This is a genomic window from Terribium retamae (genome assembly GCF_022347545.1).
Taxonomy (GTDB): Bacteria; Pseudomonadota; Alphaproteobacteria; order Rhizobiales; family Rhizobiaceae; genus Mesorhizobium; species Mesorhizobium retamae.
This window is the reverse complement of the sequence record NZ_JAKREW010000005.1, coordinates 210453-231529: the sequence shown is the minus strand read 5'-3', so window position 1 is coordinate 231529 and position 21077 is coordinate 210453. Positions and strand designations below refer to the sequence as shown.

21 protein-coding genes are annotated in these 21077 nt (G+C 60.3%); 12 read left to right on the top strand and 9 right to left on the bottom strand.

All coding sequences use genetic code 11. The annotated features are described in order from the left end of the window. Nucleotides 1-185: 185 nt before the first annotated feature. The 4 genes from L4923_RS08700 (at nucleotide 186) to L4923_RS08685 (ending at nucleotide 4067) form a co-directional block, all read left to right on the top strand. Entirely contained in the window at nucleotides 186-1922 is a 1737-nt protein-coding gene (locus tag L4923_RS08700) for an FAD-dependent oxidoreductase (protein WP_239363691.1), read from the top strand. A gap of 298 nt (nucleotides 1923-2220) precedes the next feature. After that, nucleotides 2221-2625 (top strand): YciE/YciF ferroxidase family protein, encoded by a 405-nt coding sequence (locus L4923_RS08695; RefSeq protein ID WP_343302853.1) that lies wholly within the window; start codon nucleotides 2221-2223, stop codon nucleotides 2623-2625. A 24-nt stretch (nucleotides 2626-2649) separates the two neighbouring features. Beyond that, nucleotides 2650-3189: an SRPBCC family protein gene (locus tag L4923_RS08690; RefSeq protein ID WP_239363681.1), complete on the top strand. Its 540-nt coding sequence runs from the start codon at nucleotides 2650-2652 to the stop codon at nucleotides 3187-3189. 158 nt (nucleotides 3190-3347) lie between these two features. Further along, complete coding sequence (locus tag L4923_RS08685; protein ID WP_239363676.1) at nucleotides 3348-4067, top strand: DUF2934 domain-containing protein; 720 nt, start codon at nucleotides 3348-3350, stop codon at nucleotides 4065-4067. Between the two features lie 207 nt (nucleotides 4068-4274). Here the strand turns inward: L4923_RS08685 and L4923_RS08680 are convergent, their stop codons facing one another. Continuing rightward, nucleotides 4275-5246, bottom strand: coding sequence for a quinone oxidoreductase family protein (locus L4923_RS08680; RefSeq protein WP_239363674.1), 972 nt, complete (start codon nucleotides 5244-5246; stop codon nucleotides 4275-4277). Nucleotides 5247-5520: 274 nt separating this feature from the next. On the opposite strand from L4923_RS08680, the gene L4923_RS08675 reads away from it, so the two are divergent. From L4923_RS08675 to L4923_RS08655, 5 genes are all read left to right on the top strand, one after another. Further along, entirely contained in the window at nucleotides 5521-5808 is a 288-nt protein-coding gene (locus L4923_RS08675; protein ID WP_239363671.1) for a hypothetical protein, read from the top strand. 201 nt (nucleotides 5809-6009) lie between these two features. Beyond that, nucleotides 6010-6786, top strand: coding sequence for a sulfite exporter TauE/SafE family protein (locus L4923_RS08670; RefSeq protein WP_239363668.1), 777 nt, complete (start codon nucleotides 6010-6012; stop codon nucleotides 6784-6786). A gap of 270 nt (nucleotides 6787-7056) precedes the next feature. Then, on the top strand, nucleotides 7057-7659 hold the full coding sequence (locus L4923_RS08665) for a hypothetical protein (RefSeq protein WP_239363665.1): 603 nt from the start codon (nucleotides 7057-7059) through the stop codon (nucleotides 7657-7659). Between the two features lie 432 nt (nucleotides 7660-8091). Beyond that, nucleotides 8092-9231: an epoxide hydrolase family protein gene (locus L4923_RS08660; protein ID WP_239363662.1), complete on the top strand. Its 1140-nt coding sequence runs from the start codon at nucleotides 8092-8094 to the stop codon at nucleotides 9229-9231. A 276-nt stretch (nucleotides 9232-9507) separates the two neighbouring features. Beyond that, entirely contained in the window at nucleotides 9508-10725 is a 1218-nt protein-coding gene (locus tag L4923_RS08655; RefSeq protein WP_239363660.1) for an MFS transporter, read from the top strand. 370 nt (nucleotides 10726-11095) lie between these two features. Here the strand turns inward: L4923_RS08655 and L4923_RS08650 are convergent, their stop codons facing one another. The 3 genes from L4923_RS08650 to groES all read right to left on the bottom strand — a co-directional run bounded on the left by L4923_RS08650 (nucleotide 11096) and on the right by groES (nucleotide 13411). Next, complete coding sequence (locus tag L4923_RS08650) at nucleotides 11096-11341, bottom strand: hypothetical protein (protein ID WP_239363657.1); 246 nt, start codon at nucleotides 11339-11341, stop codon at nucleotides 11096-11098. 64 nt (nucleotides 11342-11405) lie between these two features. After that, the gene (groL, locus tag L4923_RS08645) at nucleotides 11406-13034 is read right to left on the bottom strand and encodes a chaperonin GroEL (RefSeq protein WP_239363652.1); all 1629 of its coding nucleotides are present in this window, start codon (nucleotides 13032-13034) and stop codon (nucleotides 11406-11408) included. A gap of 62 nt (nucleotides 13035-13096) precedes the next feature. After that, a complete protein-coding gene (gene groES / locus L4923_RS08640; protein WP_239363642.1) occupies nucleotides 13097-13411 on the bottom strand; it encodes a co-chaperone GroES in 315 nt (104 codons plus the stop codon). 330 nt (nucleotides 13412-13741) lie between these two features. On the opposite strand from groES, the gene L4923_RS08635 reads away from it, so the two are divergent. Next, a complete protein-coding gene (locus L4923_RS08635) occupies nucleotides 13742-14080 on the top strand; it encodes a hypothetical protein (protein ID WP_239363639.1) in 339 nt (112 codons plus the stop codon). Nucleotides 14081-14096: 16 nt separating this feature from the next. Then, complete coding sequence (locus L4923_RS08630; RefSeq protein WP_239363636.1) at nucleotides 14097-14375, top strand: usg protein; 279 nt, start codon at nucleotides 14097-14099, stop codon at nucleotides 14373-14375. Here L4923_RS08630 and L4923_RS08625 read toward each other — a convergent pair. The 3 genes from L4923_RS08625 to L4923_RS08615 form a co-directional block, all read right to left on the bottom strand. Beyond that, nucleotides 14359-14682 (bottom strand): DUF982 domain-containing protein, encoded by a 324-nt coding sequence (locus tag L4923_RS08625; RefSeq protein WP_239363633.1) that lies wholly within the window; start codon nucleotides 14680-14682, stop codon nucleotides 14359-14361. The genes L4923_RS08630 and L4923_RS08625 overlap by 17 nt on opposite strands. A 352-nt stretch (nucleotides 14683-15034) precedes the next feature. Then, nucleotides 15035-16147: an isocitrate/isopropylmalate dehydrogenase family protein gene (locus L4923_RS08620; RefSeq protein WP_239363629.1), complete on the bottom strand. Its 1113-nt coding sequence runs from the start codon at nucleotides 16145-16147 to the stop codon at nucleotides 15035-15037. A gap of 19 nt (nucleotides 16148-16166) precedes the next feature. Then, nucleotides 16167-16910 (bottom strand): glucose 1-dehydrogenase, encoded by a 744-nt coding sequence (locus L4923_RS08615; protein ID WP_239363628.1) that lies wholly within the window; start codon nucleotides 16908-16910, stop codon nucleotides 16167-16169. 139 nt (nucleotides 16911-17049) lie between these two features. On the opposite strand from L4923_RS08615, the gene L4923_RS08610 reads away from it, so the two are divergent. Next, nucleotides 17050-18546, top strand: coding sequence for an aldehyde dehydrogenase family protein (locus L4923_RS08610; protein WP_239363627.1), 1497 nt, complete (start codon nucleotides 17050-17052; stop codon nucleotides 18544-18546). Between the two features lie 10 nt (nucleotides 18547-18556). Here L4923_RS08610 and L4923_RS08605 read toward each other — a convergent pair whose 3' ends face one another. Beyond that, complete coding sequence (locus L4923_RS08605) at nucleotides 18557-19453, bottom strand: LysR family transcriptional regulator (protein ID WP_239363626.1); 897 nt, start codon at nucleotides 19451-19453, stop codon at nucleotides 18557-18559. Nucleotides 19454-19576: 123 nt separating this feature from the next. Then, nucleotides 19577-21076 (bottom strand): sugar ABC transporter ATP-binding protein, encoded by a 1500-nt coding sequence (locus L4923_RS08600; RefSeq protein ID WP_239363624.1) that lies wholly within the window; start codon nucleotides 21074-21076, stop codon nucleotides 19577-19579. Nucleotide 21077: the final 1 nt, after the last annotated feature.

Genomic DNA, 21077 nt, shown 5'->3' with positions numbered 1-21077 from the left:
AGCATCTGATCGCTGGGGCTGAAATGCGGCGATACCGCGTTGACATTTCGTCGATAGTTTGCCCATTATGAATTGTTTGGACATGTTGCCCATATTGTGAACACTCCTCAGTTCGATGCTGAGATTGTGAGTGGGATCGCGATGTCGGCAACGGTCAAGCAGATAATCAGGAGGAGGAGATCGTAATGACAGTCAGCCGACGCTCTTTGTTGAAGGCCGGTGCAGGAATCGCCGCCGCAGGGGTAGCCAGCAGCATTTTGCAGCCGAGCATTGCCAATGCGGACCCGCATGTAGCCGATATCGTCGTTGTGGGTTGCGGCTCGGCGGGCCTCGGCGCCGCAGTCGCCGCCGCAGAGGCAGGCGCGTCGGTTATTGTCCTCGAGGCGCAACCGCACATTGGGGGACGTGGCATTGTCAGCTCGGGCAACATTCCGCTGGGGGGCGGAACAGCTGCGCAGATGGCGGGCGGCATCGTGGATTCGCCAGATCTCCTGTTCCGAGATCTTACCGACTGGTCCATTGTCCAGGCCAACGGTTTTCCGAGCTACCGCTATAACGATCGCGAGATAATCCGGGCTTTTGCCGACATCAACGTCGACCTGTATAACTTTCTGGTCCGCCATGGCGTCGTGTGGACGAAATCAACACCCGACAATGTCGGCGGCAATGAAGTCGGCAACTCCGTGAACCGCATGATGCACACGGCGATCATGAACTACGCCTCGGTCCGGACCGGCTTGCCGGTACCCGAAAGCCAACAGCGGACGACGTCTCAAGGGCCCGGCTTCATATATCCGCTGGAGGCCGCAGCAAAGGCGCGTGGCGTGAGGATCCTGCTGAATCACCGTTTAGAGTCGCTGCACCGGACGAAAAAGGGCGTGACCGGGGTCATAGCCACTTATCAAGGCCGCATCGTCAACATTAACGCACGCAAGGGCGTTGTGATCGCGAGCGGTGGCGGAAACGGGAATGTGGAATACCGCCGAATGTTCGACCCTCGGCTCACCGCGGAGTATTGCGGCGTCGCTGGCGAGCCCTATTCCTTCCAAGATGCCAGCGGCATCATCGCAGGGCTGAATGTCGGCGCGTCCCTCGCGGGCACGTACAACCAGACCGGAGAGTTCGGCACCAACATCACCAAGCCGACCGCCATCGGGACGCGGTACAACTACTCGTTCCTGCAGTGGGGGCCTAATAGCCCCGTCTTTCACCTTGCGAAGGCTACGGGACTAGCCAACGTCAACAACCAGAACGTTATCCATGTAAACATGATCGGGAAGCGGTTCTACGACGAAACGGCAGGGCAATTCGGAACGAACAGCGCTGGCTCGGTCCGCCCGTACGTTCAGGGCAGCTACCTGAACGCCAAGAACATCACATACAACCCACAAAACTGGATCAACGCCGCAATGGCTGGAATCGGCGACGGTCACAATGGCGGTGGCCCGATCTGGGCCATATTCGATGCAGATGCCGTGGCCCGCCAGAGATGGAATCCGACGCCCCCCAACGTCGATCCTGACGGATTCTTCTTCCAGGCAAACACGATCGAGGAACTCGCACAGAAGATCATCATGCCGCATCAGCGGGTTCCCATGCCGCCAAGCAACCTGATCGACACGGTGACGCGGTACAACAGCTTTGTTGACGCGGGTGCCGACACCGACTTCGGCAAACCGACACCTCAATACAAGATCCAAAAGGCCCCCTTCTATGCCGCCTGGTCAACCCCGGTGCTCCACGACCCCCGGTCTGGCCTGCGCATCAACGGAAAATGCCAGGTCCTCGACTTTGCCGGTAAGGCAATTCCCGGCCTTTACGCCGCCGGCGAAGCCGCTGGCGGATTCAGTCAGCACGGGAACGGTCGAGCTTTGTCTCAAGGTATTATCGCAGCAAGGCACGCCGCCGCCCGTTCGGCGTAGCAGGACTACGGCTCTCAACAATAATCCCGTCAGGCTTGTTGGCCTGGCGGGATTATCTGTTCCTTGCACCCGACGCCGTGTCCATCAGCAGCATGGGGGAGGAGATGCTCCGGAGCGTATCCCCTAAACATGTGATGGAACGATCTGTTTTGGGCCGAGTTCGAGGAGCGAGGCGGGCAAACAGCCGGAGGAAAGCCATGGCACAGATCGACCAAGGCCACGACCTCCAGGAACTCTTCCTGGACGTTTGAGGGATATTTTCTACGGCGAGAACAAGATTTTGAAGACGCTTCCGAGAATGGCTGCTACCGCCCAACACACCGCTGTGTCCGAAGCGTTCCAAAGACATAGCGAGGAAACTCGCATCCATGTCGAGCGCCTCTACAAAGTCTTCGAGATGATGAGGCGCGCGCCGCGAGGCAAGATCTGTCCCGCCATCGACGGCATCATTGAGGAAAACGCCGAAATCATCATGGAAGATTACGAAGGAACGCCGGCAATCGATGCAGGCCTGATTGCCTGCGCACAGGCGATGGAGCATTACGAGATCGCTCGCTACAGGACGCTGCTGGGCTGGGCCATGGAACTCGGAATGCCGGAAGCCTCGAAGCTCTTGAAGGCAACCTTGACCGAAGAGCGTGAGATCGATGCAGTGTTGGCCCGTCTGGCCCAAAACGAGGTCAATTGGCGGGCATTGCGCTGATCGTTAAGCTCGCCGAGATGATGGATGAGCGCCGCCCGTTGGGACCGAGACGACATGCATGCAGCCGTGACGGAGTCCATTCGCATCGCGGCCTCCGCAAAAAGGATCTGGAATGCGTTGCTTGACCGCGAGCAAGGGCGCGTCTGGCGTGGCGCGGATTTTCAGACCGACTGGCGTGAAGGCTCGCCGATCCTTATTGTGGCAAGGATCGGTCGCAAGGCATACCACGACAGCGGTTCAGTCCTGCGTGCCAGCGCCCCGTTCCTGCTGGCTTACGATTTCCTGCCAAAAGTCTCGGGGCTTCCGGACACACCGGAAAGCTATTCGAGAGTGACATTTCGACTGATCGAAGAAGAAACGCAGACCTTGTTGGAGGTCGAGCATACCGTTCCGCCCTCCCCGGTGCGCCGAGGCAACGGATTTGAGATTGGACCGGAATCGGGAGAAAAACATGTCCGTTTTTACTGGCGCAGCACCTTGCCTTTGCTGCGCGATCTCGTGGAAGGTCGTGACACGGTTGCGTTGAAGGTGGCGAAAGCTGCCGCGGTCGCCGGGCGGCTCTAGGCTGGCTGCGAAATCCTTACAGTGCCGGCGCTGAAGCGACTGGTTCCCTTGAGATCGAACGCGGCGCCTGTCTCTTCGTAAGAATGCCGGCACCAGATTTTGGGAACGGGTCATCGCCTTGCCGGTTGGTTCTGTCCATCCAGAGAGGAATCATAACGATGTCCGACAGAATCATTCAGACCGCTTCTGCCCCCCAGCCGCAAGCGGCGTCTTCCGCAGAAGGCTCGCAGTTGACCGCCCCTTCCACCGACGCGGGCGAAAGCGGTGGGGAACCCGGTGGCACCGATCTCGTGAAGCCGGGAGCGACTGATACCAGAAACGAGCGAATCCGAGCGCGCGCTCAGAAACTGTGGCAGGAAGGCGGGCAACTGGACGGCAACCAGGAAGACCACTGGATCCAGGCCGAACAGGATATCGACGAGGAAGACCGTTTGGCCGCTGAAACCTCGACCGCGGACAATGGCACGGTGGCGTCAGCGGAAACGCCGGACGAGTCGAGCGAGAATGCGGAGAGCGTCGATGAACTCTCCATCGCGGAGCAGCGCAGGCCGTTGGAAGAATTTCCGCCTTTCGATGATCCTGCTTTTTCCCCCGAGCCCGCGCAACCGCCCCTCGGCTTGAGCGGATCTGCTGAGGACTCCCCAAATGCGGGCCATTCCGAATTCGTCCAAGATGCGGACGCCGCAGCCGCTCCTGCGCCTCAGCAGGAGGGCGTCGCTTCCGGGTTTCAGGATGGTGCGTCGGCTCCAGCACACCGTACGCCCTCCGGTCCCGCTACCGAAAAAACAGCCGGTGCGGGTTCAGCGATCGCGGAGCGTTCAAAGGATGCCAAAGAGCCTGGGGCCAACCCGCAGCCTGGAACCTATGTCAGGCGCTGATGAGCTCTGTAGCTCTCTATTCAACTCCGCGGCCGGCTCATTGAAGGCGCAGCAGAACCAGGCCAGAAGCACTGCCAGGCCGATCCATTGCCGGGGGACAGGTTTTCCCGGTAAAAGACAACGGCCATGGCAACGGTGACGACTGTCAACTGCCCAGTCGACAGCCCGGCTGAAAGCGAAAGCAGTACGCCGACGCCACGTAGTCGCTCACTTCACTCGCAAGGCGAGCTTTCCGAGATAGTGGGTGGCAAGCATCCTATGTGCATCGACAACTTGATCGAATGGGAACGTGCGGGCGATATGGACATCGAACGGACCAGACTCGATCAGGCGGTTGAGTTTGTCGGTGGCGGCCTGGCTGCGGGCGCCGTTATAGCGGATCAGTTCTACACCGGACCGGATGGTCGGATAGGGCATCACACCATCGGGGCAGGCGACGCGACCGCCGTCGCGTACCGACAACAGCGCTCGGTCGGCCGCCTCGCCGCCGGCGGTGACGAGAGCCGCATCGAAGCCGCCAGGAGCAAATTCACGAGCGGCCACCATCACATCGCCCTCGCGCCCATTGACGGTGGCGTCGGCGCCCAGTCGCCGCGCCAATGCCGTACCGTCATCCCCTGAAGCCACAGCGAAGACGCGCGCGCCCCTCCGCTTTGCGAGTTGGACAGCCATGTGGCCAATACCGCCGCTGGCGCCGAAGATCATGACCGCTTCGCCCTGCTTAAGTCCGATCTCTTCCAGACCGCTGAGAGCAGTCAGCGCATCCCAACCCATGACGCCTGCCTGCTCGATCGAGAGCCCTGAGGGGATGAGTGACACATTGGCAGCATCGGTAGCCGCGTAAGTGGCGTAGGTTCCCCCCTTGGGAAGCGGCATGGTGGCGGCGTAGACCCTGTCGCCTTTCTTGAAGCGATGAATCTCACTGCCAATGGCGGCGACGGTGCCGGCGCCATCCCAGCCAAGGATATAGGGGAATGTCGAGGGCATTCCGAAAGCCCCATCATAATGCCCCTCACGCTCGACAGCGTCCCACGACGCGACGCCCGCCACTTCGACTTCGATCAGAACATCTCGCGGTCCGATCTCCGGCACTGGCACGGTCTGCACCGTAATTTGCTCGGCGCCACCGAACCGGTCGATGGCGGCGGCGCGCATCGTATCCAGCTTTGCGTTCGTCATGATTCTTCTCCTGTTTCGGATGTCGTGCGACGTCGGCATGGAGCATGCCGCGCAGGCCCCGCTTGTCATACGCAACAGAGCTAGGATCGGAGAAGAGCGGCGCCAATACGCACGCCCGGGTTAGTGGTTACCTGCAGGTTAGGAAGCGGCCGGAGCGAACAAATCGATCAAAACACAGGCGAACTTACCACTGGACGAGATTGGCCATCACCGGGAAGAAGAGCTGTCGCAGCCTTCGGTCGACTAACTCAGCCGATGCCTTCGACATCGCAGCATGCTTTTGCAGGAAGGAGGGAGCAGAACGCCCAGGCGCTTCTCGATTGCCATTATGTCAGCATCGCTCGCGGCGACGGATGATAACAATTCAATTCCATTGTTCCGAAGCTTTGCGATTGCTTCTGCCAAGCTGTTTAATGCGTCAGTCATTTTCATCGCATCCGTATCGCCACTTTCAGAAACCGCCAAAGCCGGCGCGATAAGAAGAGCAGTTCCCACATCCACTCCACTCGCCAGCCTCTTTTCGGCGCCGAAGGTCGCCCCGCAAATTCGAGATACAAAATAGTAGGCCGCGAGGTTCTCAGGGTTTCGGTCGCAGGGGTCAGGACCTGCACATCGGAAGGCCGCCAGAGAGAACTGTCCAAGCGCTGTGGAATGAGCGCGGCCCACGACGGGTGATGTTCGCCGGCCGCATCCTGCGGAACAAGACAGGCAGATGGCCCGTTTTCCTGTGCGCCGAAGGCATCCTTACATGCTTGGAGTCTCGATGGACGACTTCCTCCTGTTCGCAGCGGTCGGGTTTCTGGCCCAAATGGTCGACGGCGCTCTCGGGATGGCCTATGGCGTCATTTCTTCGACAGTGCTCCTCGCCTTCGGAGTTCCGCCGGCGCAGGCATCCGCCTCAGCACACGCTGCTGAATTGTTCACCACCGCCGCTTCGGGTTCGGCTCATCTTTATCACCGCAATATCGACTGGAAACTCTTCTGGCGGCTGATCCCCTTTGGCATCGCCGGCGGTGCGCTTGGCGCGTTTGTGCTCACCTCGTTCGACGGCGATCAGGCCAAGCCCTTTGTGACAGCCTATCTGGCGGTCATCGGTAGTTGGCTGCTGTATCGTTCCTTTCATCGTATCCCCACCAATCCTGTGAAGCTGAAAATCGTGGCGCCTCTGGGTGCGATCGCCGGCTTTCTGGACGCCGCAGGCGGAGGCGGCTGGGGTCCTGTTGCCACGACCGGCCTGCTCGGCGCCGGTGGACGACCCCGGTTCGTGATCGGCACCGTCAATGCGAGCGAATTCCTGATTGCGCTTTCGGTATCGCTCAGCTTCCTTGCCGCGATTTTGACTGGCCACTGGGAGGAAGCCGGAGAACTGCGGCAGTACCTGACATCTGTTGCTGGATTGATCGTTGGCGGCGTTTTTGCCGCGCCGATGGCGGGATGGGTGGTCAAGGCGTTGAAGGAAAGGACACTGCTTCGATTGGTCGGATCTTTGATCACCGCGTTGGCAGGCTACCAGACACTCGAACTCGCTGGAGCGTTCTGAAGCGGCTTGGGTGACCGATCTGGATGCAGACCTCGGACTTACGGAGCGTCCTCGCCGGGTGCTGCTGATCCTAGAGCGAGCAGCAACTAACGTGGAGGCCGCGGTGAGCAATGCCTATATCCAGTGTATCGCTTAACCAGACAATCACCGGGTGATGCAATCACTGGCTTCCGTCACTTTCGAAGGATCGCGCTGCCGACCGGCTTGCGGAAGATATCCGCAGGCATCGTCAGAGCCATCTTTCACCCGCAGAACCGCAGGGCTTCGGCTATGAGCACTTCGCGCTCCCTGAGTGCCGAGTGGCCCATATCGCCCGCTGCAACCCTTGGATCTTCGGTGCGCACGAAAGGGATCGAACGGGAGGCGCGCGCCCGCTTGCCCTGGGCTGTAAGGAAATATCTCAAGGCCGAGACGGGCCGCCTCCTTTTGCGAATGCCGGAAGAAGAGGCCGAAGCGTTCCAACTCGCTTCCGAGAAGATTTCGAAAACCGTTGAAACCATCGAAGCGCTGCCCGTGCTCCCGCGCGAGGTTGAGGACATTCTCGCCCTATCATCGCGCGAACGGCACAAGTGGCTGAAGGACGGCCGGCTGCAAAGCATCGGCACGCGCACCTTGAAAATGCGCGGGCGCTCGAAAGCCGTTACCTTTCACGTTTTCGATCCCAAACACATCGAGGACGTGCTTGACCGCGATCTGCCGAACATCTGGCGGGAGCAGGATGCGGAGGAGGCCGCCCGCAACCGCCGACGCGGTGCGAACAAGGCTGCGCGGACCCGCGCAGACAAGCTTTCGCAAAGGCGCGGCAAAACTGGTACCGATGGCACCAAGTTGGATGGATGGGACGCCTTCGAGGACGAAGGTCTGCTGCGCTGACTTCGTTCTCCCGACACTATCGTTCGTGTCGGGCGCATCTGTCGAACAACACACGACGTCTCGGCAAGCGGACGCTTCCCAATGCCCGCCCTTGTAGAACCCGCGGAGATCGGAGGGGCCAGCGGTGCATGACGCAGCACTCCACCTACATCGCGGATCAGGGGCTTCTTTAGGCGAGACTGAGGCGCGGAGTGTGGACCTGTCGTTATTGGTCTGAACCAATTCGTCGAACAGATGTTTACGCATTGGCCGGGAACATTGCGGAGGCCGCGATCAGGCGCTGGCTCGCCTAAGTAGCCAGGCGACTGACATTGCTCCGCCAAATCACAGCCAGACGAAGTGATTTCTGGACACGCTTCCAGATCGCAAGATTGGTTGGGTACCTCCGGCGTGAGCGCGAGAAGCCTGAAGCGGGGCGGAAAGAGAGCAAAGATGTTCACACCGTTCAAGGTGGAATGGACGGGTGCGGCCGTCGATGCATTGAGGGCGCAGATCCGGTCGTATCGTTTCCCCGATCAGCCGGACGATGGCGGCTGGTCCTACGGATGTGACCCCCAGATGCTGCGCGATCTTTGTACCTATTGGACTGATCACTTCGACTTTGATGCGGCTGTCGGAGAGCTCAACCGCTTTGCGCAATTCACGGCGAAAGTCGACGGGCTAACACTCCACTTCGTCCACATTCAGGGAGAGGCTCTCGGCAAGCGCCCACTGCTTCTGATCCATGGCTGGCCGGGCTCCACTTACGAGTTCTGGCCTGCAGTGGAAGCCCTGGCATTTCCATCGCGCAATGGTGGTCGTGCCGAGGATGCGTTCGACGTGGTCATCCCTTCATTGCCGGGATATGGCTTCTCCGCCAAGCCGAAACGGCCGATCGGCCCACAGCGCATCGGCACGTTGTTCGACAAGCTGATGCGCGATGTTCTGGGATATCATCACTATCTCGTCCACGGAACCGACTGGGGCGTCCTGATTGGTGCATGGATGGCGCTGAACCAGTCGCAATCGGTCCGCGGCCTACACATTGATTATCTGGGGACCGTCCCCGAAGACGCGCCGCAAGATGAAGCCGAACTGCGCTGGATGCAGGCTTATGCCGAGCGCGAGAAGTCGCTTGGAGCCTATTCACACCTTCAGTCCACCCGAGTGCAATCGCTCGCCTATGCGATGCATGGCCAGCCCGTCGCCCAGGCCGCCTGGATCCTCGAGCGTTTCCACGATTGGGCGGACCTGGGCGGACAATCGCTCATCGAGTCATTCGGTCGCGACAGATTGCTCACCAGCATCATGCTTTATGTGATGACCGATACGTTCGTGACATCGACCTGGCTGTATACCGCATCGGAAGAAGAGAAGAGCAAGGTGCTGCCGAAGGGCCGACGGATCGAGGTGCCCACGGGCTATGCCTCCTGGCCCGACCCGCGGCACCCGGCCCCGCCACGCTCCCTTGTCGAGCGCGCTTGCGATCTGATCCACTGGAGCGAGCAACCGCGCGGCGGCCACTTCCCTCCCACCGAGGAGCCTGATGCCTTCGTCACCGATTTGCGGGCATGGGCAAGGATCGTCCCGTGAACGGCATCATGCCCGTTGCGCCGCTTTTATCCCCTGCGAGCCATAGCGAAACCCCATTTGCCATCGGATAGGTCACTTTCAACGATACCTTGCGCGGAGCTTCCAGCTCACCACGCGCTCTCATTGTTTGGCCCCATTCGATCGTCCGATCAGATCGCGTCACACCTGTTACTCACGCCTCCTCCCGTGCGGCAGTAAATTTGTCTCAGGGTCAACGCCCAATCAGAAGAGCCACATGCGGCCAACCGCCGTGGCAACCGCGATTAGGAGGATAGGATGTCCGCAACCCTTTCAAATAGAAGCTCTTGGTCCCTGTCGACCTGGCTATCGATCGCCTCGCTTACTTTCGGCAGCTTTGCGCTCATCAGCAGCGAACTGCTGCCCATGGCGGTCCTAACCCCAATGGCAGCCGATCTCGGTGTCACGGAGGGCGCCGCCGGTCAGGCGGTAACCCTGACCGCTCTGTTTGCCGGCGTCGCAGCGCCCACAGTGGCGCTCATCATCGGTCGTATAGACCGTAAGTTGATCAATCTGGCCCTCTGCGTTCTGGTGATCGCGTCCAACACCGCAGTGGCCTTCACATCCGATTATTTCGTGCTGCTGACCGCGCGCATGCTCCTGGGCATTGCCATTGGTGGGTTCTTCGCCCTGGCCGGCGCGACTGTCGTCCGGCTTGTCACCCTTGAGGACATGGGGAAAGGCATGTCGATCGTCTTCATGGGGCTCTCAGCGGGGCTCGTTGTCGCTCCAGCGCTTGCTACCTTGATCGGAGAAACGTTCGGCTGGAGAATGGCGTTCATGACAGCGGCCGGGTGCGGTTTGCTCGCGCTGCTTTTGCAGAGCGTTTGCCTGCCAAGCGTGCCGGCCACGAGCGCGACAAGCCTTTCTAGCCTGTCGGGGCTGCTGAAACGGCGGCCCGTACGGGTGGGGTTGGTCGTTGGGCTGCTCTTCTTCGGAGGTGAAGTAAGCGGGTTCACCTTCATGCGACCCTATCTTGAGACCAATGGCGGGCTCAGTGCGGCGTCCATCGCTCCCGTCCTGTTGGTACTGGGTCTCGCCAGTTTGCTGGGGAGCGCGGTCGCCGGAGTGTTTGCAGATCGTATGCTGCGCGAAGGATTTGGCGCCACGTTCCTGATGTTGGCGATCGCCACTATCGGTCTGTTGGCGTTCAGCAGCGTCTACGTTGCGATCTTCGTCTTTGCCGCGGCCTGGGGGCTTGCCATAGGCGCCGGACCGGTAATGACCCAGACGTGGATGGGGCGTTCCGCGCCCGATGAGCTTGAGGGTGTCGGTGGACTCTTTCTGGCTGTCATTCAGTTCGGTATCACTATGGGCGCGATCGCTGGCGGTATCGCTGTGGATCTCGTCGGGACGAGCGCTCCGCTCTACGTGACTGCCACCTGTGCCATTCTCGCGGCCGTGCTGATCGCAACGCGACAGGTCCCCGACGGGGTATCGCAAAAAACTGCGTCAGCTTTGGCCCCTGCCGAGTGAGCAAGGATGCGGCCAGCATCGTAGCCGCGCCTCCTCATCCATTCAAACCGGTAGGAGGCCGAGGCATTCGGCCTCGCTCCCGAGAAGATTTCGTGCTGTCGGAACCATCGAAGCACTGCCTGGGCACCCGCGGGGTTGAGCACATCCTCGCGTTGTCGTCACGCGTGCTTTGACCGCGATGGCAAAGGCCGTGGCCGATGTTTGGGCAGCTGTCGGGTTTGCGGCGAGCATCGCAAAGCACGACGGACCTCGGAAACCAGCACACATCTGGCGGGTGTGCGGATCTCCCACCTCTTACGCCACGACCCTGAGCAGAGCGGCGTTCCTTCTCAGACGCTTGTACTCGCGCTGAGCCCCGAGAAATGTCTTCTCAATGCGTGGAAGCTGCCTCACCGTTATTTGCAGATTTTCCGGAGGCTGCCGACACATGCTGTGCTGCAAGAAACATCAGCGTCGATGCAGCTGTGCGCCGATTCCAGCCGGCGGTCTCGGCCATGTCCAGCAAACTGGTCAACAGCGGTTTCAGCGCGCTTCTGCATTCCGTTTCATAGGCAAGGAATTCATTCGCCGCACGGGTCGGCGGCGGCACGGATCCGATACTGGTCATCTTGTTCATGGGAACTCTCGAGCTGTAGCGAAAGCCCGCTCCCGTTGAGGGGAGCGGGCCCTTTGTCGAAGCGCTAGAAATCCATACCGGCGCCGGCAGGAACGGCGGGTGCCGCTTCCTTCTTCGGCTTCTCGGCCACCATCGCCTCGGTGGTCACCAGCAAGCCTGCGACGGATGCGGCGTCCTGCAACGCGGTGCGAACAACCTTGGCAGGGTCGATCACACCGTGCTTGTAGAGGTCGCCATATTCGCCGGTCTGAGCGTTCCATCCCCAGGCGAATTCCGTCTTTTCGCGCAGCTTGCCGACGACAATCGAGCCTTCCGCACCAGCATTCTCAGCAATCTGGCGAGCCGGCGCCTCGATGGCACGACGAATGATGTCGATGCCATATTTCTGGTCGGCGTTGTCAGCCACCAAAGTGTCGAGCGCCTTGACGGCCCTCAGCAGCGCGACGCCGCCGCCAGGTAGTATGCCCTCTTCCACTGCGGCGCGGGTGGCATGCAAGGCGTCGTCGACGCGATCCTTTTTCTCCTTGACCTCGACTTCCGTCGCGCCGCCGACGCGGATCACTGCGACGCCGCCGGCCAGCTTGGCAAGCCGTTCCTGGAGTTTCTCGCGGTCGTAGTCGGACGTGGTCTCTTCGATCTGTGCTTTGATCTGAGCCACACGACCCTGGATTTCTTCCTTCCGACCCGCGCCGTCGACGATGGTGGTGTTTTCCTTCTCGATCGTCACCTTCTTGGCGCGGCCGAGCATCTGAAGCGTGACATTCTCGAGCTTGATGCCCAGGTCCTCGCTGATCGCCGTGCCGCCGGTAAGGATCGCTATGTCTTCCAGCATGGCTTTGCGACGATCGCCGAAGCCAGGCGCTTTGACGGCAGCGACTTTCAGGCCGCCGCGCAGCTTGTTCACGACGAGAGTCGCCAACGCCTCGCCTTCGACGTCCTCGGCGACAATGACCAGCGGCTTCCCGGACTGGACCACGGCCTCGAGCACGGGGAGCATCGCCTGCAGATTGCCCAGCTTCTTCTCATGGATGAGCACATAAGGCTCCTCCAGTTCGACCCGCATCTTGTCCTGGTTGGTGACGAAATAAGGGCTGAGATAGCCGCGATCGAACTGCATGCCTTCGACCACTTCCAGCTCAGTCTCGGCGGTCTTGGCTTCCTCGACGGTGATGACACCTTCGTTGCCAACCTTCTGCATGGCCTCGGCCAGGAAGCGGCCAATCTCTGCATCGCCGTTGGCCGAGATCGTGCCGACCTGGGCAATTTCATCATTCTTGGTGATCTTGCGGGCATTGGACTTCAATTCGGCGACGACGGCGTCGACTGCCTTGTCGATGCCGCGCTTGAGATCCATGGGATTCATACCGGAAGCCACTGCCTTGGCGCCCTCTCGGACGATAGCCTGGGCCAACACAGTGGCGGTCGTGGTGCCGTCGCCGGCCAGGTCGTTGGTCTTGGAGGCAACTTCGCGCACCATCTGCGCGCCCATGTTCTCGAACTTGTCCTCCAGTTCGATCTCCTTGGCGACGGTGACGCCGTCCTTGGTGATGCGAGGGGCCCCAAACGATTTGTCAATGACGACGTTACGGCCCTTGGGACCGAGGGTCACCTTCACCGCGTTGGCGAGGATATCGACGCCGCGCAGCATGCGTTCACGCGCATCGGAATTGAATTTAACTTCCTTGGCAGCCATTGGATAACTCCTTCAATAGGCAGCTGTCGTTGACTGGTTGGTTTTGAGATCGCAGCCCGGTCTCAGGCTGCTTTCTTCAGCGCGGCGGCGTTCTCGATGACGCCCATCACATCGCTTTCCTTCATGATGATGAGATCCTCGCCATTCAGCTTGATCTCGGTGCCCGACCACTTCCCAAACAGGATGCGGTCGCCGACTTTGACGTCGAGCTCAACGAGCTTGCCGCTTTCGTCGCGGGCGCCGGGGCCAACGGCGATGACTTCGCCTTCCTGCGGTTTTTCCTTGGCGGTATCGGGGATGATGATTCCGCCGGCCGTTTTTTCGTCGGCCTCGATGCGGCGGACCAGGACGCGGTCATGCAATGGACGGAACGTCATTTCGTTCTCCTTCTGGACAAACAGATCTTGAGGTTCCTCCACACCGGACCGGCAATATCGGGCCGGTGCGGGGTGCCGCGACCCTTCCGGCATCGCGTGCGCATATCGAGCTAGTTTTGCGATTTTGCGGTTTCAAGAGGGCGCTTGAAAAATTTTAGCACTCGCATCGACAGAGTGCTAGCACACTGAAAACATAGGATTAACTGAACCGTAGCCTGAAATTTCGGCTTGAAAATTCTGAGCGGTTTAACAAAATTATTCGCACCTCGCTTCGGCGGGGCGATGAAGCTGGGAACCCGCATAAGGAGCTTTGGAAGACGGAGGATCACGATGAACCGACACGTATCAACGCAGATCATTCCTTCTCTTGTCCCCAGGACGTCCGACCTCGCGTTTGACAGGCTGTTGTCGCCGGCGAGGCATTTCAAGCACCCTATTGACGTCCTGAGGGACGACACACTCGATTTACAAGAAAAGAAAGCGATTCTGTCGTCCTGGGCTTCTGATGCCTGTGCCGTCGAATCCGCCCCGGCTTTACGACGTCTCCCGGGGGCTGATCAGCCGGTCTCCTTCGACCTGATCATGGACGCGTTAAGTCGGCTCGACATGGCGACTTCAGTGAACTCGGCGGGAACACAACACCCCGCCTTCGATCGACTGGATGCGTAACGCTAAGGAGAGACAGATGACCAAAGCGGTCAGCAGGGAATTTCGCCTGCAGATGGAGGGATACGGTCTGACGACCGCCGAAATCCACTACCGTCTTCCCGACCACCCCAGTATTCTGCAGCTTTATGTCTGGCAGGAATACGATCTGGCGCCCCACTTTCCGGAGCTGAAGGGCTTCCTCGGATATTGGGAAAGCGCGTTGGAGGGCGCCTTACACTCCGTGCGGGTCGCCCATCACCGCCTCATCAGGCCATCGGAATGGCGCGCCGTCGACGGCGTCATCGGGCTGCATTGAACGTCACTTCTGTCCACGGCGCGGCGATCGGCCTGATGAGGCGTCGCCTGCGGATGGGGCGCGATTCTCGCGCGAGCAATCCGGCCCGGTGAGCGGCCTTTGCGAAAGCCCTATGTGCATCACGCGCACTACGCCAGCCATCCAGTGCATCGCGACAGGCACGTTCCGCCGCACGCCAGCTTCGTCCGCGCGCCCATTCGGGCCATTGCTGCTCCAGGCACTCAAGCGCCTCGAAGCTGCTGGCCACATTGCGTGACGCCTTGGGAAGATTGAGGCTAATTGGTTCAGGAAACCAAACGTCGTTCATCACTTCCTCCGTCTTTTTCAACGTCTTTTGCGAGCAAGCAATCGTCTGGCGTCATCGACGCCGTCTACTCTGCAGATGGGAAGCCTGCGCTGAACGTCAAGACTGCAACTGTCTGCCAAGCGCAGGTCCCGTGCAGGGCTTCGCAGTAAATATTCAAGGGACCGGGTATCGGCTTGAACATTTTGACTGCCAGGGCGGATCGGCAGGCAATCGGACGACGGTCGGGTATGCTTCTTGATCATCGTCCAGCGCTCATCTGATGACCCAGCGCAGGTCCGGTATGAAGATGGCAGCCTAACGAAGATCGCTCTGGCAGCCTCCGGCGACCAGGATACGCGACACTCATCCGATCTTATCTTTTTAGTCTTGCGTGATCTCTCATCACTCGCTCGCACACTGCGTCCCTGATCTGGTGGGTGGACGCAGTTCCCTTGAGGTCGGCGCTGAGCAGACCATCCGCAAGGCAGGCTTCCGTAACGCTCCGAATATGATCGGCCGCACGGCTGAGTCTTTCATCTTCGTGCTTATGCCCCAACCATTCGAGCATTGCCGCCGCAGAGAGGATCGTTCCATAGGGATTGGCGATGCCTTTTCCCGCGATATCCGGTGCGGATCCATGCGCAGCCTGGAAGAACCCCTTTGCCTCCCCGATCTCGGCCGACGGTGCCATACCCATGCCGCCGACCGTCGCAGCCGCCAGGTCCGACAAGATATCCCCGAACATGTTCTCGGTGACGATTACGTTGAAATGCGCGGGCCTCAGGACAAGATGCATGGCCATGGCGTCGACCAGCACATGCTCCGTTGCAACGTCAGGATAGTCCGCAGCCACTTCATCGAACACCGCCCTGAAGAACGCATAGCTACGAAGGACGTTTGCCTTGTCGCAACAGGTCACCCGGCGCACGCCGTCCTCCGGCGCGCCCTTGGATTGCCGGGCCAGTTCGAAGCCTTTGCGGACAATGCGTTCTATGCCCTTACGCGTCTGCACGAGCGTGTCGACCGCGACTTCCCCGCGCAACAGCGCTCCTGCCCCGCGGGCGGCGTAAAGACCTTCGCTGTTTTCACGCAGGATGATGTAGTCGATATCGCCAGCCCCGACGCCGCGCAGCGGGCTGGTCACGCCTTTGAAGAGGCGAACGGGGCGAATGTTGGCGTAAAGATCGAGCTCGAAACGCAGCCTCAGCGTAAAATCCAATCCAGCTTCCGTTCCATCCGCACGCACCACACCCGGAATACCGCCGGCTCCATGAAGGATGGCATCCGCGTCCCGACATGCCTGGAAGGTCGACGCCGGAAAACTGTCACCGGTCCTCATGAAATGTTCGGCTCCAGCGGGATATTCGGTGAAGCGCAAGGGGCCGTCCGACCCAAGCGCCGCCCTCACGACCTCGACAGCAGCGCCACAGACTTCCGGACCGATACCGTCGCCATGAACGACAGCAATTTCGTAGACATCTTTCATTGCCGAGCCACACTAGAGTTCAGATGCACTTGCCGCCGTCCACGTTGAGATCGACACCGGTAATCATGCTGGCTTCATCGGAGCAAAGGAAAGCGGCTGCGTTGCCCATGTCCTGCGGCGTCGAAAGCCGGCCGATTGGAATGGTGGCAACCACACGCGCACGGTTCTCTTCTCCGGAGCCAATGAAGGTGGACAGGAGCGGCGTATCGCCCGCAACCGGGTTGATGGCGTTGACGCGAATGCCGAAGGGCGCGAGTTCCACCGCCATCGCCCGGGTCGCGGCGATCGCCCATCCTTTCGAGGCATTGTACCAGGTCAGGTTCGGCCGAGGTGAAACGCCGCCGGTCGAGGCAACATTGAGAATGACGCCGGCTTTGACCGACTTGAAATGCGGCACCACGGCGCGGGCGCCATTGTAGATCGAGCGCATGTTGACGCTGGCGATGCGGTCGAACAAGCCTTCGTCCATTGTCTCCAGCGGCAGCGGTGGCTGTGCGACACCGGCATTGTTGACCAAAATGTCGAGACCACCGAAGGCGGAGCGGGCCAGATCGGCTGCCATCGCGAAGCTCTCGAGCGTCGAGACATCGCCTGTGATCGGTCGCACCTTGTCGCGGGCCTCGCGGGCCACACGAGCTGCAGCGTCCTCATCGCGGTCCATCAACACCACCGACGCACCCTCGGCGACGAACTTCATGACGATGCCTTCGCCAAATCCCGAACCGCCACCCGTCACGATGGCGACCTTGCCAGCAAGCCTCATATTCGATCCTCCGTTGCCGGCAACATCGGGGAAGACGTGCGCGTTGCACAGTTTGATTATCTGAACGCCCTTTTAGCTTTCCTTGTTTGAGCTCCTGCACCTGCGGGGGAATAGTCGCTGTAGTTGCGAGGAGAAGCAGATGACCCTGAACTTCGATCCGGGAGCGATGGCCAAGGCTCTCTACCATGGCGAGTTCCGGCCAATGTTCATCGGCGGCAAATGGGTCGCGGCTCAGTCCGAGCAGGAAATGCAGGCGTTGAACCCTGCCACCGGCGAAGTGCTGGGCACCGTGCCGCGCGGCGGAGCCGCGGATGTCGATGCGGCGGTGGCTGCGGCGCGTGCGGCTTTCGAAGGCCCGTGGTCCAAATTCTCACCTTACGAGCGACAATGCGTACTGCTCAAGATCGCCGACCTGTTCGAGAAGCACTGGGAAGAGCTCAGCGTTTCCGACACGCTCGACATGGGGCTGCCAATCACCCGGACTGTCGCCAACCGGCGTCGCGTGATTGGCATGCTGCGTTTCTATGCCGGCATGGCGACGGCACTGCATGGCGAAACGGTCGACAACTCCATTCCCGGCGAAATCGTCACATTCACGCGGCGCGAACCGGTCGGCGTGGTTGGTGCGATCATTCCCTGGAACGCTCCGACAGCTGCCTCGATCTGGAAAATCGCGCCAGCATTGGCCACCGGCTGCACCGTCGTGCTGAAACCCTCGGAGGACGCTTCGCTCACACCGCTTCTGATTGCTCGCTTGATGCAGGAAGCAGGTGTGCCGGATGGTGTAGTCAATGTAGTGACCGGGACAGGCGCAGAGGCGGGCGCTCGGCTTGCCGAACACCCCGACGTCAACAAGATCGTCTTCACCGGCTCGACACTGACAGGGCAGGCGATCGCGCGCGCCGGTGTAACCAACCTCAAGCGCGTTTCGCTCGAACTTGGCGGAAAGTCCCCGATCATCGTCTGCCGTGACGCCGATATCGACAAAGCAGTTCCGATTGCAGCGATGGCGGTGTTCGTGCATTCCGGCCAGATTTGCATCGCCGGTTCACGCTTGTTCGTGGCGCGAGAGATCCATGATGAATTCGTGCGGCGGGTCGCCGAATTTGCCGGCAGGCTGCGCATCGGCCACGGCATCGAGGCGGATACCGAAATCGGCCCCCTGATCAATGCGAGGCAGGCCGACAAGGTGGCAGGCTACATAAAGGCCGGCAACGAAGAGGGCGCCAGACTGGTTGCCGGCGGTTCACGCTTGGAAGGCACGGTTTATGACGGCGGCAACTTCATCGCACCTACCGTGTTTGGTTCCGTGTCCGACCAGATGACGATCGCTCGGGAAGAGATTTTTGGCCCTGTGATCTCGGCCATGCCGTTCGACACGATCGATGAAGCAGTCATGCGGGCCAATGCAACGCCTTATGGCCTCGCTGCGGGGATTTTCACGAACAATCTCGGAACCGCCCATAAACTCTCCCGCCGCATCAAGGCGGGATCGGTCTGGATCAACATGTATCATGCGCTGGATCCGGCTGTGCCGTTCGGCGGAATGAAGATGTCCGGCTACGGCCGCGAGGGCGGCACCGAACATCTTCATGAATATCTCGAAACAAAATCGGTCTGGATCCAGACCGATTAGAGCCGAAGAGTCATTGGGCAAGTTCGCGCAGATTGGTGCGGATCAGGTTCATCAACTGTTCGGAGAAGGAATGGTGCACATAGCCCCGAGCCGTGATGATGCCTACCGCACGGTGCGCATCGCTGTGATCGATCGGCACCACGCGCATGCGCTCGTCGTTGCGCGATATGGCGATGCCGGGCACCACGCAGACGCCTAGACCCGACGACACCAGCGCCACCGCTGTTTGTGCGCTCTCGACTTCATATTGCGGCTTGAGTTCGATGCCTTCCGCTGCCGTCAGCCGGTCGACGAGACCTCGCACGGCGGTCTTGCGATTCAGCAGGATCAGCGGGAAGCGCAGAAGATCGGACAGAGGCAGCTTCTGCTCACCGCCATATATTTCCGTCGGGATGCAGGCCATCAATGGATCGTCCAGGATCGACTCGAACTGGAAGTCGTTGAGGTTCGGCAGCTCCGGGCCGATATAGAACTCGACTTCTTGCTGCTGCAAGAGCCCGAGGGCGCCCTGCGGCGGGGTCTCGATCACCTCGACGACCGAGCGTGGATAACGCAGCTTGAAGGTTGCCAGAATGTCTCCCAGCCGGCTCGCAGCGAGCGTCGGAGCGCAGGCAATCTGGACCTTGCCCTTGCGTCGAGCTGCAATTTCGGTCAGCCGGTCGAGGCTCCCCTGGACCTGCGACATCGCATTGGCGATCTGTTCGAAGAGCACCTGCCCCTCGGGCGTCAGGCTTGCGCGCTGGGCAGTGCGGATGAACAGGCTGATGCCGATCTGCTCTTCGAGATCGCGTATCTGCATGCTGACGGCCGATGGGGACCGGTTGCTCTCCTCGGCAGCACGGCGGAAGCTTCCGTTTTCTGCTGCGAGCAGAAACGTCTGCAGAAGTTTCAGATTGATGCTCGACATGTCCGCCCGGTAATGATCTCGCCCTGAACCATTGAGACCCGCGAATGGTTGAAAGGCAATAGGCCTGCCCGAGGGACGACCATAGGCTGCGTTCGGATCGATAGGCCGTCCGGCCTACGCCGATCAATGGACGGCAGCGAACATGACACGTTCTTCGCTGGCGTCCGAAAGCATCATCTCCTCGACGACGCGGCCCCGCTTGACGACGAGGATTCGATCCGAAACCGCAAGGATTTCCGGCAGATAAGATGAGATGACGACGACGGCCATGCCTTGATCGGCGAGTTCGCTGATGAGTTGGTGGATCTCGACGATGGCGCCGACATCGACGCCACGTGTCGGCTCATCGAAGATCACCAGCTTGGGCTGCTGGATTAGCGATTTGGCGATCACCACCTTTTGCTGATTGCCGCCGGAAAGCTCGATCATCTTGGCTCGGTCGCTGATCTGCTTCAGTCTGAGCCGCTCGCCCCATTCCTTGGCGAGCTCCTTGGCGCGCGCCATGGAAACCATCGCTACCGGGTTCGACTTGTCTGTCAGTTCGCCGATCTGCAGGTTCTCACCCGCCGTCATCGTCTCGAAGAAGCCATCGACCTTGCGGTCCTCCGTCACATAGACGATGCCGTCACGCACCGCAGGCCTCGGCACGCGGTAGCGCACCGATTTGCCGAGCAAGCGGATTTCACCGCCGTGGAAGATGTTGCGCTTCAAGAGCCCGGCAACGACCTTTGCCATTTCGGTGCGTCCGGCGCCGACCAATCCGAACATGCCGGTGACTTGTCCGGAAAACACGGAGAAGGACGAGTTGCGCACGAGGCCGGCGCAAGAGAGGTTCTCCACCGACAGCACCTTGTCGCCATAAGGACGCGCGCTGCGCTTCACGTCGCCATGCAGTGTTTCGGTGAGCGTCCGCCCGACCATGGCCTGGACGATCGAGGCGCGGGTGAAGCCCTTGGCGTCTCCCGATGCGACGATCTCGCCGTCGCGCATGACGGTGATGCGGTTGGCAACGGCGAGCGCTTCCTCAAGCGCATGGGTGATGAAGATGATGGCGATCCCCTCTTTGACCAACCGCTGTAAGAGGTTGAAGAAATGTCGTTTCTCTTCTGGCGTCAGCGTCGCGGTCGGCTCGTCGAAGATGATGACTCGAGCCTTGTGGTGGACCGCACGCGCGATTTCCACCATCTGCTTGTGCGCCGCACCGAGCGTGCTGACTTGCGCGGTCGGATCGACCTGGAAGCCCATTCCCGCGAGGAATTGGCGGGCCTGGATGTGGAGACCCCGGAGGCGGTTGAACATTTTCTCTTCGCCGAGATAGAGGTTCTGCGCCACGGTCATGGCTGGCACCAGATTGGTCTCCTGGAACACCATGGCGATGCCGGCGCGTAGCGCCTCTGCAGGGGTCGCGAAAGACACTTCCTTGCCATCAAAGAGAAGTTTGCCCTCGGTCAGCTTAAACACGCCGGCCATGACCTTGGTCAGTGTCGACTTGCCGGCTCCGTTTTCACCGAGGAGCGCATGGATTTCGCCGCGATGCAGATCGAAATCGACGTTCTTGAAAGCCGGAATGCGCGAGAAAGCCTTGGTCGCAGCCCTGAGTTCGATGATGTTGGCGTCCGACATC

Coding starts and splice junctions, on each gene's coding strand:
- L4923_RS08600 (WP_239363624.1), bottom strand. CDS start 21,076: ATGTCGGACGCCAACATCATCGAACTCAGGGCTGCGACCAAGGCTTTC.
- groES (WP_239363642.1), bottom strand. CDS start 13,411: ATGACGTTCCGTCCATTGCATGACCGCGTCCTGGTCCGCCGCATCGAG.
- L4923_RS08670 (WP_239363668.1), top strand. CDS start 6,010: ATGGACGACTTCCTCCTGTTCGCAGCGGTCGGGTTTCTGGCCCAAATG.
- L4923_RS08620 (WP_239363629.1), bottom strand. CDS start 16,147: ATGAAAGATGTCTACGAAATTGCTGTCGTTCATGGCGACGGTATCGGT.
- L4923_RS08685 (WP_239363676.1), top strand. CDS start 3,348: ATGTCCGACAGAATCATTCAGACCGCTTCTGCCCCCCAGCCGCAAGCG.
- L4923_RS08680 (WP_239363674.1), bottom strand. CDS start 5,246: ATGACGAACGCAAAGCTGGATACGATGCGCGCCGCCGCCATCGACCGG.
- groL (WP_239363652.1), bottom strand. CDS start 13,034: ATGGCTGCCAAGGAAGTTAAATTCAATTCCGATGCGCGTGAACGCATG.
- L4923_RS08635 (WP_239363639.1), top strand. CDS start 13,742: ATGAACCGACACGTATCAACGCAGATCATTCCTTCTCTTGTCCCCAGG.
- L4923_RS08615 (WP_239363628.1), bottom strand. CDS start 16,910: ATGAGGCTTGCTGGCAAGGTCGCCATCGTGACGGGTGGCGGTTCGGGA.
- L4923_RS08700 (WP_239363691.1), top strand. CDS start 186: ATGACAGTCAGCCGACGCTCTTTGTTGAAGGCCGGTGCAGGAATCGCC.
- L4923_RS08690 (WP_239363681.1), top strand. CDS start 2,650: ATGAGCGCCGCCCGTTGGGACCGAGACGACATGCATGCAGCCGTGACG.
- L4923_RS08630 (WP_239363636.1), top strand. CDS start 14,097: ATGACCAAAGCGGTCAGCAGGGAATTTCGCCTGCAGATGGAGGGATAC.
- L4923_RS08660 (WP_239363662.1), top strand. CDS start 8,092: ATGTTCACACCGTTCAAGGTGGAATGGACGGGTGCGGCCGTCGATGCA.
- L4923_RS08665 (WP_239363665.1), top strand. CDS start 7,057: ATGAGCACTTCGCGCTCCCTGAGTGCCGAGTGGCCCATATCGCCCGCT.
- L4923_RS08695 (WP_343302853.1), top strand. CDS start 2,221: ATGGCTGCTACCGCCCAACACACCGCTGTGTCCGAAGCGTTCCAAAGA.
- L4923_RS08650 (WP_239363657.1), bottom strand. CDS start 11,341: ATGAACAAGATGACCAGTATCGGATCCGTGCCGCCGCCGACCCGTGCG.
- L4923_RS08655 (WP_239363660.1), top strand. CDS start 9,508: ATGTCCGCAACCCTTTCAAATAGAAGCTCTTGGTCCCTGTCGACCTGG.
- L4923_RS08610 (WP_239363627.1), top strand. CDS start 17,050: ATGACCCTGAACTTCGATCCGGGAGCGATGGCCAAGGCTCTCTACCAT.
- L4923_RS08675 (WP_239363671.1), top strand. CDS start 5,521: ATGCTTTTGCAGGAAGGAGGGAGCAGAACGCCCAGGCGCTTCTCGATT.
- L4923_RS08625 (WP_239363633.1), bottom strand. CDS start 14,682: ATGAACGACGTTTGGTTTCCTGAACCAATTAGCCTCAATCTTCCCAAG.
- L4923_RS08605 (WP_239363626.1), bottom strand. CDS start 19,453: ATGTCGAGCATCAATCTGAAACTTCTGCAGACGTTTCTGCTCGCAGCA.